We start from the raw sequence: 15,359 nt of genomic DNA, 5'->3' as shown, positions 1-15,359 counted from the left end.
AACACAAAACTAGGTTTATGCTTACGAGGCGAGTTTTGCTTTAAATACTCATGTGATGAGTATTTGTAACACAAAACTTTTGGGAGGTTAAAAGAATGAAAAACAAACGCGGCTTTACTTGGATGTTGTGTATCGTACTTATGTTTTCGGTTATTCTTACCGCTTGTTCAGGCAATAATGGAGGCACCAACGCTCCAAGCAATGCAGCTGAAGCAACTGATCCGCCGGCAACGACGGATAACCAGCCAGCGCCTGAAGAGAACAAAGAGCCGGTTACATTGAAGCTAATTTCCTGGTCGGATTCCTACACAGAGCTTTACAAAAAATTCAATGAAAAATACCCTTGGATTACGATCGAGCAGGTGCCGGTTAACAGCCAGCCGATTATGGAAATTATCGCTTCGCTAGAAGCGGCGGGAACGCCTGCCGATTTAACTTGGATCGACAGCGACTTGATTACTTTCGACCAAGCGGGCCTTGTTGAGGATCTTACGCCTTATATTGACAAGGATCCGACGTTCCAAGACGTACAGCTTCCTGAAGGCTTTTTCGACACGATGACGTACAAGGATAAGAAGCTAGCCGTTCCTTTTGTAGACGTACCGATGTGGATTTTGGTCAACAAAGATCTTCTCGCCAAGCATGGCGTGGAAATGCCTGCTAACGATTGGACGTATGACGACTTCCGTGATGTTGCCAAAAAAATTACGGATCCCGAAGCGGGAGAGTACGGCTTGACTACGCAGCCTGAGTTCCAAATGCGCGTGCTGAGCACGAAAGCGATTGCGGATGGCCATGCGGCTAACATCCATTATATGAATGAGGATTTGACGCAAAGCTTGCTGAATACGCCTGACGTTATGAACGATGTACGTTGGCTGTCGGACTTCGTTTGGAAGGACGGCTCAATGCAAAGCAATGCGAAAGCTGCTGAAACAGGCGATGTGACAAGAGAATTCATTAACGGCAAGACCGGCTTTGCAATCGGCGGAGACTGGGTGCTGCCTGGCCTCAAGAAGGACGCTAAATTCGAGTGGGATGTACTGCCTTTCCCAAGAGGAAAAGTAAGCCAGCCTGGGTACAGCATCTACGGACCGCTTGCCTTGCTTAGCGGTTCGAAGCATAAGGAAGAAGCTTTCCTTTGGATCAGCTTCCAGTTCTCGAAGGAAGCGCAGAAGTGGAAAATCGACCAAGGCGCGAATGCTTCGGTCATCGATCCGGAATTGACAGCATATTACGATGAGACGCCAATGTGGGAAGGCAAAAATAAAGAAGCGGTAAAAATCGCCAAGGAAAACGCGAAGATCCAGCCTGGCGTTACGATTCCGGCTTGGTCCGAATACAACTGGAACAATATTTTGAACGAAATTATTTTCGATGGCGCCGATATTAACCGCCTTATTCCGGAAACGGAGAAATGGAATAAAAGGACGCTTGAGGTTCGCGAGTCTTTGAAATAACAGATGGGGTCTTCTTTTAAAAGCTACCATCAAGATATCTAAGGCTGCTAGTAATAGCAGTCACAGATTGAGCTAATTATTAGCTTTTAGTAAAAGAACTTATCGAAACAGCAAGGGCTCCAAATGATAGCAGCCACAGATTAAAATACCTTAGACTTCTACTCATAGCAGTCGATAACAGTCATCCAAACACCTTAAGCGGAATCTTTCATCGCTTAGGGTGTTTTTTTGTTAAGACATAATCTTCGTATTATCGTTTCTGCCGATTAGACGTACGTTGTTCTTTTCGTTATGCTTAAGTGAAGGAAGCTGCATACCGGGAGGGAACAACCATTGAATGAAGCGATATTGGTCGTAGAGGACGAGCGTCGGATAGCTCGTCTGCTTCAGATTGAGCTCGAAAGCGAAGGTTATGAGGTGCGACTGGCATCTGATGGCGTAGAGGGCTGGGGCGAGTATAAGGCAGGGGGCATTGCGCTTATTATATTAGATGTGATGCTTCCGGGGATTAGCGGGCTGGATTTGTTGCAGCGCATACGAGCCGTAGACAGTGACACACCAATTATTATGTTGACAGCGAATAGTACCTTATCGGACAAAGTTACCGGTCTCGATCTTGGTGCTAATGATTATATGACGAAACCGTTCGAGATGGAGGAATTGCTCGCTAGAATTCGGGCCTCATTCCGTAAAGGATCGTCTCGCGCCAGTGAGGAGCAGCACGCAGGCGAGTGGTTGACGGCATCCGATTTGAGGCTTAATGAACGTACACGCGAAGTAGAGCGTGCCGGTCAAGCGATCGCGTTAACGCAGCGCGAGTTCGATCTGCTCACTTATTTGCTGCGCAACAAAAAGCTGGTGCTCAGCCGGGACCAGCTGCTTGCTGAAGTATGGGGCTACGATTATGCGGGCAATACCAATGTCGTGGATGTTTACATCCGCTATGTCAGGAAAAAGGTAGACGAGGGCTTTGGTGCCGAGCTCATCCATACGGTTCGCGGCATCGGCTATTGTATTAAGGATGCGACATGAAGCTGGGCAGCAAGATTCATCTCTACTCGTCGGTGTTGTTTACGGTATTGTTGGTAATTGCCAATGCGACGGTATATACGGTTTTCTCGAAAATGATGCTGGAGCGCGAGCTGGATAAGCTTGCTGCGGAAACGAAGCAGGCTGCCGCCTCATTGCGTCAGGCTGACCAACCTGCTGCAACGACAGAGCTGCTTCGCGCTTATGTGCCGCTGGACGGCATGCTTCAATGGGTGCCTGAGGTCGAGAATGGCAGCGCCATACTTGTAACCTCTGCATCAGAGACAGACTTGAGCAGTCATACAGCGGTTTATTCTGCAGAGCAAACGCAGAAGCAATTGAAAATAGAAGATAAAAGCTATAGCTTTGTGTCTATTCCGATCATTGGAGCAAATGGAGATGTGGCCAATGTACAGGCGACAGCGAGCCTGGAAGAGCTTATGGAGCTGCTTCAAATATTGCGTCTTGTTCTGGTCAGCGTATCGGCGGCGGTGCTTGTACCCGTGCTTATTTCCAGCGGGTTGCTCGGCAGGATTGTCATGCGCCCGATCTCGGCTATGACGCGGACGATGCGCCAAATTACCCGCAGCGGTCAATTTATGAGGTTGAAGCAGGAAGGCAGATCACGTGATGAATTAGTGGAGATGGGCGAAACCTTCAATGAAATGATCGGATTGCTGGAAGAGAGCTTTATGAGACAGGAGCAATTCGTATCGAATGCTTCACATGAGCTTAAGACGCCGATTACCATTATCGAAAGCTATGCCAGTCTGCTTAAGCGAAGATTGCGCGACCGGCCGGAGCTGCTCGAGGAATCGATCGAGGCGATTCATTCGGAGGCCGTACGGATGAAAGGCTTGACGGAGCAGCTGCTGCTGCTTGCCATGTCACGCAGCGAGTGGAAGATTGAACGGGAGCCGCTTGATTTGCTGCCATTCGCCGAGCAGGCTGCAGCATTTTTTCGCAGTGCTTATGGACGTGAGATTCATGTGGTCTTGCAGGGGAATGACAGTGTGACGGTTATTACAGATCAAGATAAGCTGAAGCAGGTGCTCTTTATCTTGCTGGACAATGCGCGCAAATACAGCAATGACAGGATCGAGATCGAACTGGGGCGTTCAGACAAGGACAGTTATCTACGCGTAAAGGATCACGGCGTGGGCATTCCGGCAGAGGAGCTCTCGAAAGTATTCGAACGTTTCTATCGCGTGGATAAATCCCGCAGCAGAGATCAGGAGCCAGTAGGCGGTACGGGGCTCGGTCTATCGCTTGGGAAAGAGCTGGCAGATGCGATAGGGGTAAAGCTCGTACTGGAAAGTATCCAAGGCAAAGGGACGACGGCGACGATTCGGATCCCATGAAGGATGTCAATGGTGCTGTCATGCAAATGACGCGAGCATACAGAGCGGCAGGTTCAGCCGATTGTTCTCAGCAAATTGTAAGAATCGTCATTTATACTAGAACGCAAGACGGATAGGAATAAGTGGAGGGACACCATGCACAATCGTAAATGGCGAATAAGCGTAGCTGCAGCTGTAATAGCAATAGGCGTTATCCTTGCATGGGCGACATTTATCGCTTTGTCACGAGCTGACCGTTCCCATGGACTGACGCTGGCTGCGGCGGAAGAAGAGGTGCTCGGGCATTATGAGGGAGAAATCGTTGGCAGCAAGGAGCAGGGAGAGGGTTATGTCATACAGCTCCAATCGACGCAAGGTTTATATGAGCTGACGGTTGAGCCTACGGGGATCACCGGCATTCGAAGTCTGGAGCGGTTCGGCTCTAGCGATCCTGGTGCGTCGCCAGGGACGGCATCGCCTGTGCCAACGGACAGCGAGGTGGTTAGTGATGAACCGTCCCAGAACCCCTCGGAATTTCCGTCTGGTAAACCAGCGGCATCTCCCGCAGAGACGCAGTTGCCGGAATCAACGCCAAAGCCTACCGTACCCGCAACGACGGTCAAGCCGACAACCATGCCAACCATTATTATTTCCGAACAGCGGGCATCCGAGCTGGCGCTCAAGAAAATCCCCGGTAAGGTTAAGGATATCGATAAGGAAAACGAGGGCGGGAAATGGTATTTTTTTGTTGAAATTGAAACGAATGATGGTCGCGAGGCGGACGTTCAGCTGAATGCGGCATCTGGCGCGGTCGTATCCGTCACATGGGACGATGAAAGCGACGAAGATTAGGTTTATCATCAAACTCTAATGTTTCTGTAATGGTTCTCTTAGATTTCAGGTGTAAGTTATAGATATAGCAGCAAAGACACCTGCAGATCACAAACAAGAGAATCTTAAAGGAGATGTTGAAGATGATGAATAAAAAAGGCTGGATTATCGGATTAGGACTTGTAGTAGCACTTGGAGGAACGAGTGCAGTCGTAGCCGCAGAAGCGGCTAGCTCGTATATCAGCAAGGATAAAGCGAAGCAGATTGCCTTAAAAGCAGCACCTGGCAGCGTAACAGATATTGAGCTGGAGCATAAACGTAACAAGGTATACTATGAGGTGGATATCGATCGCAAAGATACCTTCCAGGAGGTTGATGTCCATGTGGAGGCCGTTTCAGGCAAGGTACTGAGCATCAAAAATGATGACGATGATTATACAGCAAGTGTGACAGCTGCTCCGAACGCTAACGCTGCCGCCAATGCAGCTGCTAGCGAAGCGGCAGCCTCGAACTCTACTGGCGCAACAAGCGCAACAAGCACAACAAGCGCAACAAGCACAAGTACAGCGACAAAGTCGATTACGAAAGAGCAGGCAGGCAAGCTGGCTCAGCAGAAGGTGAATGGCGATATCATCCGAGTGGAAACGGACTGGGACGACGGTATTAAAAAGTACGAGGTCAAGCTGAAAACAGCTGCAGGCAGAGCTGAAGTAGACATTGCTGCTGCAAACGGGAAAGTGCTTGATATTGATTATGATGATGACCGTAATGATGACCGTAATGATGACGATGACAGCCACGACGATAACAACGATCACGATGACCATGACGATGTCCAAGATGATGATGATGATTACGATGATGACGACCGTGACTAATTACGAAGGATTTAAGGGATGTTTGATTAAAATCATACATTCACATTTCTTTTAATCCCATCAAAAATACCCTCCGGCATCGCAAGATTTGCGGTCCCGGAGGGTATTTCGCTGTTTAATGTAATAAACCACAGGTATGGCCCGACTGAGTGTATGGCCTGCCATGAAATCGTAGACAGCAAGAAACCCTCAGTTACAACTGTTTGTCTAAATAACTATACCGCCCTACGTTGCAGTTTCTGCAGTAGAATGACCATTTAGATCGCCAACAACCACTCTACATTGCAGTTTCTGCAATGAAATCAGCAGATACTAGTTTGTTTCAACGGTATTTCTGGTTTTCGTTGTACTTTGTACAACTCAGCCCCTCAGATGGCAGTACATGTGAGGTTTCTATTGTACTTTCTACAGCGTAACTTCCGCGATAGCTCAGACTATACTAGGTTACTCCAAAACCCAAGTAACGTCTGAGCTATGTTGCGTTTCTGCAGCGTGGTTCCAATTTAGCGCGAACAACACTAAGTAACTCCCCCTCCCCCAAGTAACGTCTGAGCTATGTTGCGTTTCTGCAGCGTGGTTCCAATTTAGCGCGAACAACACTAAGTAACTCCTCTCCCCCAAGTAACGTCTGAGCTATGTTGCGTTTCTGCAGCGTGGTTCCAATTTAGCGCGAACAACACTAAGTAACTCCCCCTCCCCCAAGTAACACCCGCCCTACGTTGCAGTTTCTGCAGTAGAATGACCAGTTAGCACGCCATCACCCCTCTACATTGCAGTTTCTGCAATGAAATCAGCAGATTCTAGTTTGTTTCAACGGAATTTCCGGTTTTCGTTGTACTTTGTACAACGTAGCCCCTCAGGCGGCAGCACATGTGAGGTTTCTATTGCACTTTCTGCATCGTAGTCTCCAATATAGCTCATCTTGTTTATAAACCTTAACCCAGTCTCTAACCGTTGTATCATGCACACCTATCTCCTTGGCTGCTTCCGAATCGGTTGATTCTTCAGCCATAATACGCAGGACGCCCTGCTCCTTAAATGCTTTGTCGTATTTCTTTCCTTGTCCCATTTGAACCCCTTCGTGATTTATTATAGAGGTTTTCTTCGTGTCCATCTATTCGGGGCAAGGTCAGTAATCAAATACAGCTAAACAAAAATAGCTAAACAAATACAGTTTTCTTAATGCTTCGTGGTCTGCGCGCCATTCGACTATGAAGGAGCCAACAATCCAAAACCTTAAACCGAATCTAAGTGGGTTAGGGTGTTTTTTGATGCATTGCATTTAAAATAACTTATTAATTCTTTAAGAGTGAATGGATTATTGTAAAAATATTGAACGGAATTGTCGCTTTATTTTACAAAAGGAATGAAACCTCTCCTAATGTGATTTAAATCACACGCTGCATACTTAATCTGGTTTACTATTGATAAAACTGCAATGGGGGTTGCTTCATATGAAGCTCGGAAAAAGCTCGTTAACGAATAAATTCATGCTGGTGATGGCTGCTGCTTTAATCTTAATTGTTAGCGTTATTATGGTTTTTGAATGGCAGTCTATACGAACGGATGTAGAGAAAAGACTACTCGATAAAGGGCGTGATCTTTCCTTGTCACTCGCCCATACGCTGGAGCATTTGACGGAACAAGATTTGAACACGGGGGTTGTATTGCAAGACGGAACGAAATGGGCGGGGGATCAGCTGCGAAATGATCTTTTTCATGATGAGCTGACCGTTAATGAGCAAAGCAAAGAGGCGGCTGAGACGCGGGCGCAGGACGCCGATTATGCAGCAAAAAAAGTAATCCTACATAATGGTGAATCGATACCTTTGCACGAATATGAGCTGAAATATGACAGCGCATATGATAAATATACCGATAATCGCTGGCAAGGCATCATCGATAGCTTTTTGAACGAGGAGAACGTAGTTTACGCCATGGCGGCCGCCTATTCGGATAATCCAAACTGGGCTGGCTATATCTCCACGCACAACGGTATTTATAGTCCAGAAGGGGAACAATCTGCCGACGCTTGGGGCGAAAAAGGGTTTCTCAGCCAAAACTATCGAGCGAACCGCATATTTAATGATGAGACAGGTTACAATGCGGTCATGAATGTAAATACGGATGACGTATATTTGCAAAAGTATGATCGGATCATAGATGGGAAGACCGTTGAGACATGGGATGTGTCCTACCCGCTTATCATTGACGGCGAGCATTGGGGAGCCGTTCGAGTCGCATTGTCCAAAGAGAAGGCAGAAGCGCGGATTGCTGCCGAGAGAATGAAGGTACTGCTTCAATTTGGATCATTAGTAGCGGTTGTTCTCGTTATATTATTTTTCCTCTCGCAAATCATGTTAGGCAGAAAGCTTAGGGAAATCGTTAGGGCAGCCGTGAACCTTAATTCCAGCGAAGCAGATTTGACCTATCAAATCGCGAACAAGGGCACAGATGAAATTGCCATACTGGGTCTTGAAATCAATCGTTTTATCGAGCATATGCAAAGCTTAATGCGGACAATCAGAAGCAACGCCGCTTCCGTATCAGACTTTGCCATTACGCTCAGTGAAGGCTCCCATCAGAGCAAAGAGCTGTCCTTCCAGCTTGCCTCCTCCGTTGATGAAATGGCAGCTGGGGCAGAGAATCAAGCGGATGGGGCTGCCGAGGTCGCTCGCTCTATGGAAGAAATGGCGGCAAGCGTCGGCAGAATCGCCGCTTCTTCTTCGATTATGTCAGAGGCAGCAGGCGATATGCTGCATGCGGCTGAGGTAGGTAATGAAAAGTCGGATCAAGCGGTTGCCCAGATGGAGAGACTTGGCGAAGCAAACTCTTCAGTAGCGCAAGTGATCGGCCAGCTTAATGAACAATCCGCGCAGATTCAAGAGATGGCCGGCACGATTGCGGCTATTGCAAGTCAGACGAATCTGCTCGCTCTGAACGCTGCTATTGAAGCAGCGCATGCGGGAGAGTATGGAAGCGGATTTGCTGTCGTAGCAGGAGAAATCAGAAAACTGGCGGAGCAGGCATCCGAAAATGCGCGCCATATCGCAGATACGATCAACCATGTGCTGACTTCTACTTCCGAAGCGGTAACGGCTGTAAGGAACGGCGAACAGGAAATGGAGCAAGGGATGACCATCATACATGAATTGAAGCAGTCCTTTGATCTTATCTGGCAGGAATCTCGCCACGTATCCTCGCAGGTGCAGGATGTATCCGCATCTGCGGAGGAAATGGCGGCAGGCAGCGAGCAAGTGAGTGCATCGGTTGAAACGATGGCGATGGTAGCCAAGGACACATCCTCCCTTGCTGCGCAATCGGCAGAGGGCACGAACCGCCAGCACGAGCTTGCCATCGAAACCGAGCAGCTGGCACAATCGGTTAGCGAGCTTGCCGAGGAATTGAGGAAATCGATTGGTCGATTTAAATTGGAATAAATAAAACGGGCTTAGTTTCTAGGAGCCCAAAGCATAATGGAAACGCCGATGATACAGATTGCTGCTCCCAGCCAATCGTAAGCATCCGGCGTTTTTTTATCGACAAGCCATCCCCAAAGAACAGCCAGTATAATAAAAACACCGCCGTAGGCAGCATATACCCGTCCGAAGGATGGGAAGCTCTGCATAGTGGGGATGATGCCGTATGCGATAAGTATGAGGCTCCCGACAACGCCGAACCAAAGCGGCCTTGATTCGCGGAGCCATAGCCAAACCATATAACCACCGCCGATTTCGGCAAGACCGGCGAGGATGAAGAGAATGATGGTGATGAACAAGTGGGGTTTCTCCTTTTTCATATAAAAGTATGAATAAATTGTATCAGAACCTTTGTCTTATCATCAATTTTTTGATACAATTCACAAGTCAACAACATATAATTTCATAGAATAGCTAGTATGGTGCTGCCATGAAAAGAAGATTCATAAGCAGCTTAATAGGGAAGTTCGGTTAAAATCCGACGCGGTCCCGCCACTGTAACGCAGAGCTGACGATTCATTTATCCACTGTCTGGTTGGACGGGAAGGAGCTCGTACAGCAATGAAGCGAAGCCAGGAGACCTGCCATAAGAGCGCTCTATAATTCTCACGAGGATGGGAGGGAGATGTTTATTTGTGCTTCGGCGTTAGGCATAGACCTATGCTTATTTACGCACATAACAACCCAAACATCCTTCCAGAAGCGAAAGATGTTTTTTTTGTTGTCAAAAAACGGAACTGAAAAGGAGAGAAAACATTGTTAACATTAAAAAGGTTTATGAGTAAATGCTTGCCTGCCATTTTAAGTTTTGTTTTAATTTTTAGTGTATGGTCACCGCAAGTAAGCAAGGCGGCTGATCATACTGCGAATGCATCTCTTAACGAGATGATTGCTAAAACAGTTGATTATTACAAAACTAAAAATGAAGTATTAGAATCCTGGTGGGATATCGTTGCTCTTTGGGGTGCAGGTCAAAATTTGAATGATGGGGTCTGGAAGCTTCCCAGCTGGAAAACAACAGAACCAACAGATGAGTATAAGCTGGATCCTAATGAACCAGGAACTGATCATATTCGTTACATTTATTCGCTGCTTGCTATGGGTGAAGACCCGGCACATGCATGGGAGACGGATCGTAATCTCTATGCGGAGCTGGCTGCTCAGCAAAACGATAGTACTGGCGCCTTTGGCACATCAAACAAACACATGTGGGCAATGCATGCCCTTGAGACAGGAGAAAAGCTAGGAAGCGATGTTGGCAATTGGAATACAAATGCTAAACAGAAAGCGATCGACTTCTTGCTTAATCAACAACTTGCAGATGGCGGCTTTGCATTTTATGGCTCCGTCTCAGATCCAGACATGTCAGGAATGGGGCTGCTTGCACTCGGGAATTACCAGAATGACAGCGCCGTCCAGCAATCCATTGCAAGAATAAAGTCATTCTTGAAAACGAAACAATTAAACAATGAGCTTGTTATGTACGGAGATAATTCAAACAGTATGTCGGCAGTTGTCTCGGGTCTAACGGCGATTGACGAAGACCTTCTCTCGAATGAATGGATGGCTGAAGGTAAAAGCGTACTTGATTCCTACTCTGCGTTTCAACTGCAGAACGGCTCTTTTAAATGGATGGAATCGGATACCGAAGATAATCCAATGGCTACTAATCAAGCGCTCATTGCATTAAATGACATCAAGTACCAGAAAAGCGTATGGTACCGTTTCGCTGAAACGAAACTGCCTAATCCAGCAATTGCAGCTAAGCTGCAAGTTGATGGGATTTCTGGTTCGATATTCAGTCTTCAGAATGTGACGATCAAAAATACAGAAAAACCAGCAACCGCATTGGATTTGTTAAAACAAGCCCTTGATCAAGCTGTTCCAAAAATCAACTATAAAATCGTGGACAGCAGTTTCGGTGCTTATGTCTCTTCGATAAATGGAGAAGCAGCAGGCACGCTTGGCGGCTGGGACGGCTGGGTGTATGAAGTGAATGGCGTGGCTCCAAGTATCGGGGCGTCCGCATATGAACTGGAAAATGATGATGTTGTGCGCTTTTACTACAGCAGATGGCCAGCCATTTCTACGGCTGCTCAAATCGTAAACGGAGCAACGAATCCGTCCGTTGAAGTGACTCTAGTAGGTGATGAATATACAGCAGCTGCCGATGATAGCGCCAATTGGGAAATTAACACGGGCAGTACGGAGCTGCAAGTAAGCTCACTTGTTAAAGACGGAAACAAAGTTTCCATTTCTTTCAATGGTACGGCAAAAGGTGGAGCTGTTACATTAAAAGCATTGGGTACTGCGTTAGTAGGAGGGAATGACAGTGAATCCATTTCTGTTATTGTTCCTCGAGTCATTAGCAGCAGTGATGATCAAACAATTGCGATAAATGAGAATGAAAACTCAGTGCTTGTTTCGGATTCAGGTACAGGGCAGTTCACAAACCATGTGAAACTAACATTCGAATCAGCTGCTTTGCCGAAAATCATAGCTGAACGTGGGAATACACGGCTTGAAATTCCAGCAAATACTGTCGTCACATCGATATGGAATAAAGAGCTATTGCTTCCAAAAGCGTTGAGCATGGAAGACAGTGGTTTAAATACGAAATTAAATACGGTGTTGGCTTCAAGCAACAAGAAAATCGATTCCGTAGATGCTCGCCTGCAAGTAGGCGGTAATGGAGATATCCAATTCAGCCAGCATGTGACTTTGACGATCAAGGGCCAAGGCGGTAAAGAGGCGGGTTTCGTTGACCATGCGGGCGTATTTACGACAATAAAAAAATATGCCGATTCAACGGTGCAAACCGATGATGTTTACGCATATAGCCAAAATGGCGATCTAATCATTAAAACAAAACATTTTACTGAGTTCCTTGCCTATACTACATCTGCTTTATCAATGGGTGGTGGAGGCGGTCTCCCGATTGCGCAAAGCATCACGCTATCGGTAGAGAAACGTTCCATAAATGAAGGGGATTTCGTTGCGCCGTATGCTTTCACAATTACAGAAGGTGACACAGCATTTACGGCTCTCAAAAAAGCAGTAGACCAAAAAGGCGTGTCTTTGAAATATACAGGCACTGGTGCTACGATTTATGTGCAAGCAATCGGTGGACTTGCGGAATTTGATAAAGGTACCGGAAGCGGATGGATGTATTCTGTAAACGGAGTGTTTCCTAAAGTTAGCGCAGGCGTATACACATTAAAGAATGGCGACGTATTGCGCTGGCAATACACGACAAATTTAGGTGAGGATCTTGGAGCACCTAATGATTCAGAGGAAACTGGCGGACAACTGCCTGGGCAGACACCAACGGAATATTCTGATCAAAAGGAAATTTCTGCTTGGGCAACAGCAGCTGTAACGAAAGCGACGGAGCTTGGTTTCATGAATGGTACAAGCACAGTTAATCCGAAATTCGAGCCTAAACGACAGTTGACTCGAGCTGAATTCGCAGCTCTTGTTGTGAAATATTCGGGTGCTGAACAAGTACAAACTGATTCCGGCTTTGAGGATGTAACCAAGCAGAATTGGTTCTATGGCTATGTAGCGGCGGCAAAAGAGAAAGGCTTGATGTCAGGTGTAACCGGTACGACATTTGCTCCTAATGCTCCGATTACTAGACAAGAGATGGCTGCTGTTCTTGTTCGACTTAAGGACTTGGTTGACGACCAAGCACCACAAGCAGCGATTAAAGATAAAGATGCTGTATCAGCATGGGCAGTACCTTTTGTTAACGTAGCCTATCAAAAAGGATTAATGACTGGCGACCAGGGCATGTTCAATCCACAAGCACTAGTTACAAGAGAAATGGCTGCAGTAACGATCATTAGACTACATGAATTAAAATAATGGAAAGCTGTCCCTAGCTATTTTAGCTGCGGGGCAGCTTTTTTTCTTGGAATTAAAATCACTCTTTATTGCCTGGGAAATTAGAACTATTTTTAATGTGACGAACGATAATGACGAAAATGTTCTTTATTAAGAATTTCGATGATGGTATATTTAATAGATTGGATTAGTCATCGATTTTCCCAAAGTGGACTTTTTTAACTGAAACGAGGTGGTTGGATTTGAACATCATCAAAATATTGCTGACCTTGCTGCTTAGCATTCCGCTGTCGCTGCTGCCTTCTGCATCAATCACGGCAAACGCAGAGCAGGATGTGCCCGTATCGCAAGCCTATTATTTAATTGAGCTTTCCAAGTTTGGCATTCACAATGACGGCACTCATCCGGTAGAAACGACAAAAGGGATTAATAAAGCGCTGCAATGGGCGGCTCAGAACGGGAAAACCACAACGTCCCTTCCGCCAGGAACCTATTTGATCGATAAAGCCAGCCGAATCAATATGGTCAGCCATATGGTATTCGAGCTTCCAATGGATGCGGTGCTGCAGAAGGAAACGAACGCCAAAGAGAGCTATACGCTTATGTATTTGGGTTATGGCATTGATCATGTGACGTTGAGAGGCGGCACTTATGCCGGAGACAGAGAAACGCATGACTATTCCAAAAAAGAACACAGCTATACGCCCGGCACACATGAAGGCGGGTATGGCATTCTAACTGAAGGTGCTAAAAACGTTACGATAGACGGTGTCAAAGCGATTAATTTCACGGGTGACGGACTCATACTTGGCGGAAAAAATACGCTTGCCCAGGACCTATACGAAGGACATTTCATATTCGGCGATATTGATGATAAAGGGAAAAACATCTCTAATTCGAAGAAAATTCGCACGAAAAAGCCGCTGACTTTTGCAAACGCTATTTTCAAAACGGAAACCATGTTCGAGCTTACCAATGCAATAAAGCTGCCCCAAACGTTCGATATTATTTTTTATAAATCGAATGGTACTTTTATTAAAAAGCTAAAAAAGGTCAAAATTAGAGATTTGATTCAAATTCCCGCAGGAGCGACGCAATTCCACATCGTGTTCGAGCAAGCGAGCAAGAAAAATGCCTATGTGGAGTTTTGGAATCGGTCTGTGAGCAAGGATGTCGTAGTGAAAAATTCAGAGTTCGCCTATAACCGCAGACAAGGCATTACTGTCGGGGGAGCGGACCGCGTACTCATAGAGAATAATAAGCTTCACCATATAAAGGGCACGATGCCCCAGTCAGGCATAGACCTCGAAGGGGGCTTCGGAGAAAATGGAAACCGCAACAGCAACGTGACGATTCGAAATAATCATTTCTATGATAATGCCTCCTATGATCTCATTCTATATGATGGTAAAGATGCGATTGTAGAAGGGAACCATTTTGCATCCAAAGGCGTCATCGGTCTCGCTATATCCGAGCCATTCACTGGGGCGACGATTAAAGACAATCATTTCGATGGAACACGCATTGTTGCTGCGCATGACGCAGTGTTTATCGGCAACAAAATGAACGATTCCTCTACGACGATTAACGGACCGAATATTACCATCGACGGAATGACATTTACCGATTCGTTGTTTAGCATCAGCGCTAGCAAAGCGTTCGGAGTAAGCGTGTCGAACGTGACGATTAATAATAATGAGAAAAGCGACTCGGGGCTTTCGATATGGGGCAAGCCCATTCGTCTAAAAAACGTAACGATAAACGGCAAAGGCAAGCTGCGTGTCGTTTCTGGCGGAGCATCTGAGGGGTCAGTATTCGATAACTTAAAGGTAATCGGTTTCAATACGGACTATGGATTATCGCTGCCGCCCGCTACCTATAACCAATGCGTATTCGAAGGTGCAGCTAGCAGCGGGAAGTTTGGCTCGATTAATCTCACCCTAGCAGGCAAATATGTATTCGACGGCTGCAGCTTTCAATCCCCGGAAACACTGAATACAATGCTGCATGGCGATCATCCGAAGCTAGATGTGACGATCAAAAATTCGAAATTCGAGCTGCTTGGCAACGCGCAGGCAATCAGCATCCAGTCTGCCAAAAATGTATTACTGGAAAACAATACGATTGAAGCGGAGAAGCTAACCTCGAATAAGATGGAAATAATCCGTATCAACGATTATTGGAAGCGAACGGAGAAACATGATGTTCTCAAAGCAGTCATAAGAGGGAATACGATAAAAACGAACGTGGCCGCCATTGGCATTGCCACATTATATGCGGGAACGGGCGCACCAGCTTACCTGATTGAGAACAACACGCTATACACGGCCAAGCTGCTGCAGAAAAAAAATGATACGCTTAAAAATAATAGTTTGAAGCCGTAAAGCGGCTCCTATGAAAGCCTCGGCGATTTATCGCCGGGGTTTTTTTGAATTATAAGACTTTATATGTTTCATGCGATAAAGGATTCTTCTCTTTCTACGAGAAACGGATACC

Annotated in this window: 10 protein-coding genes and 1 riboswitch; of the genes, 8 read left to right on the top strand and 2 right to left on the bottom strand. The window is 46.3% G+C overall.

Translation table 11 applies throughout. From position 1 onward, the window contains the following. The first annotated feature begins 95 nt into the window (after positions 1–95). From AB4Z29_RS14585 to AB4Z29_RS14565, 5 genes are all read left to right on the top strand, one after another. Positions 96–1,460 (top strand): ABC transporter substrate-binding protein, encoded by a 1,365-nt coding sequence (locus AB4Z29_RS14585; RefSeq protein WP_441943772.1) that lies wholly within the window; start codon positions 96–98, stop codon positions 1,458–1,460. 333 nt (positions 1,461–1,793) lie between these two features. Further along, positions 1,794–2,492 (top strand): response regulator transcription factor, encoded by a 699-nt coding sequence (locus tag AB4Z29_RS14580; RefSeq protein ID WP_441943771.1) that lies wholly within the window; start codon positions 1,794–1,796, stop codon positions 2,490–2,492. Beyond that, positions 2,489–3,850, top strand: a complete 1,362-nt coding sequence (locus AB4Z29_RS14575; RefSeq protein ID WP_441943770.1) for a sensor histidine kinase — start codon at positions 2,489–2,491, stop codon at positions 3,848–3,850. Before AB4Z29_RS14580 ends, AB4Z29_RS14575 begins: the two co-directional genes overlap by 4 nt. 135 nt (positions 3,851–3,985) lie before the next feature. Beyond that, a complete protein-coding gene (locus AB4Z29_RS14570) occupies positions 3,986–4,681 on the top strand; it encodes a PepSY domain-containing protein (protein ID WP_441943769.1) in 696 nt (231 codons plus the stop codon). A gap of 122 nt (positions 4,682–4,803) precedes the next feature. Further along, positions 4,804–5,538, top strand: coding sequence for a PepSY domain-containing protein (locus AB4Z29_RS14565; protein WP_441943768.1), 735 nt, complete (start codon positions 4,804–4,806; stop codon positions 5,536–5,538). An 856-nt stretch (positions 5,539–6,394) separates the two neighbouring features. Here the strand turns inward: AB4Z29_RS14565 and AB4Z29_RS14560 are convergent. Continuing rightward, positions 6,395–6,607 carry a transposase gene (locus tag AB4Z29_RS14560; protein ID WP_441943767.1) on the bottom strand — a complete coding sequence of 71 codons (213 nt, stop codon included), beginning with the start codon at positions 6,605–6,607 and terminating at the stop codon, positions 6,395–6,397. Between the two features lie 385 nt (positions 6,608–6,992). Here AB4Z29_RS14560 and AB4Z29_RS14555 point away from each other — a divergent pair, with 385 nt between their 5' ends. Then, positions 6,993–8,978, top strand: a complete 1,986-nt coding sequence (locus AB4Z29_RS14555) for a methyl-accepting chemotaxis protein (RefSeq protein ID WP_441943766.1) — start codon at positions 6,993–6,995, stop codon at positions 8,976–8,978. An 11-nt stretch (positions 8,979–8,989) separates the two neighbouring features. Here AB4Z29_RS14555 and AB4Z29_RS14550 read toward each other — a convergent pair whose 3' ends face one another. Then, positions 8,990–9,337 carry a YnfA family protein gene (locus tag AB4Z29_RS14550; protein ID WP_441943765.1) on the bottom strand — a complete coding sequence of 116 codons (348 nt, stop codon included), beginning with the start codon at positions 9,335–9,337 and terminating at the stop codon, positions 8,990–8,992. A gap of 83 nt (positions 9,338–9,420) precedes the next feature. Further along, a riboswitch (cobalamin riboswitch) is annotated at positions 9,421–9,620 on the top strand. Positions 9,621–9,773: 153 nt separating this feature from the next. Here AB4Z29_RS14550 and AB4Z29_RS14545 point away from each other — a divergent pair. Both AB4Z29_RS14545 and AB4Z29_RS14540 read left to right on the top strand, forming a co-directional pair. Then, a complete protein-coding gene (locus AB4Z29_RS14545; RefSeq protein ID WP_441943764.1) occupies positions 9,774–12,884 on the top strand; it encodes a DUF4430 domain-containing protein in 3,111 nt (1,036 codons plus the stop codon). Positions 12,885–13,105: 221 nt separating this feature from the next. Further along, positions 13,106–15,247 (top strand): right-handed parallel beta-helix repeat-containing protein, encoded by a 2,142-nt coding sequence (locus AB4Z29_RS14540; RefSeq protein ID WP_441943763.1) that lies wholly within the window; start codon positions 13,106–13,108, stop codon positions 15,245–15,247. Positions 15,248–15,359: the final 112 nt, after the last annotated feature.

The organism is Paenibacillus sp. 2TAB23, from assembly GCF_052115165.1.
Taxonomy (GTDB): Bacteria; Bacillota; Bacilli; order Paenibacillales; family Paenibacillaceae; genus Pristimantibacillus.
The sequence above is the reverse complement of the archived record's forward strand: the minus strand, read 5'-3'. Positions and strand labels throughout refer to the sequence as shown.

Bases quoted from the DNA above. Each gene is read 5' to 3' on its own strand.
- AB4Z29_RS14585 (WP_441943772.1), top strand. From the start codon at position 96: ATGAAAAACAAACGCGGCTTTACTTGGATGTTGTGTATCGTACTTATG.
- AB4Z29_RS14575 (WP_441943770.1), top strand. From the start codon at position 2,489: ATGAAGCTGGGCAGCAAGATTCATCTCTACTCGTCGGTGTTGTTTACG.
- AB4Z29_RS14570 (WP_441943769.1), top strand. From the start codon at position 3,986: ATGCACAATCGTAAATGGCGAATAAGCGTAGCTGCAGCTGTAATAGCA.
- AB4Z29_RS14565 (WP_441943768.1), top strand. From the start codon at position 4,804: ATGATGAATAAAAAAGGCTGGATTATCGGATTAGGACTTGTAGTAGCA.
- AB4Z29_RS14560 (WP_441943767.1), bottom strand. From the start codon at position 6,607: ATGGGACAAGGAAAGAAATACGACAAAGCATTTAAGGAGCAGGGCGTC.
- AB4Z29_RS14555 (WP_441943766.1), top strand. From the start codon at position 6,993: ATGAAGCTCGGAAAAAGCTCGTTAACGAATAAATTCATGCTGGTGATG.
- AB4Z29_RS14550 (WP_441943765.1), bottom strand. From the start codon at position 9,337: ATGAAAAAGGAGAAACCCCACTTGTTCATCACCATCATTCTCTTCATC.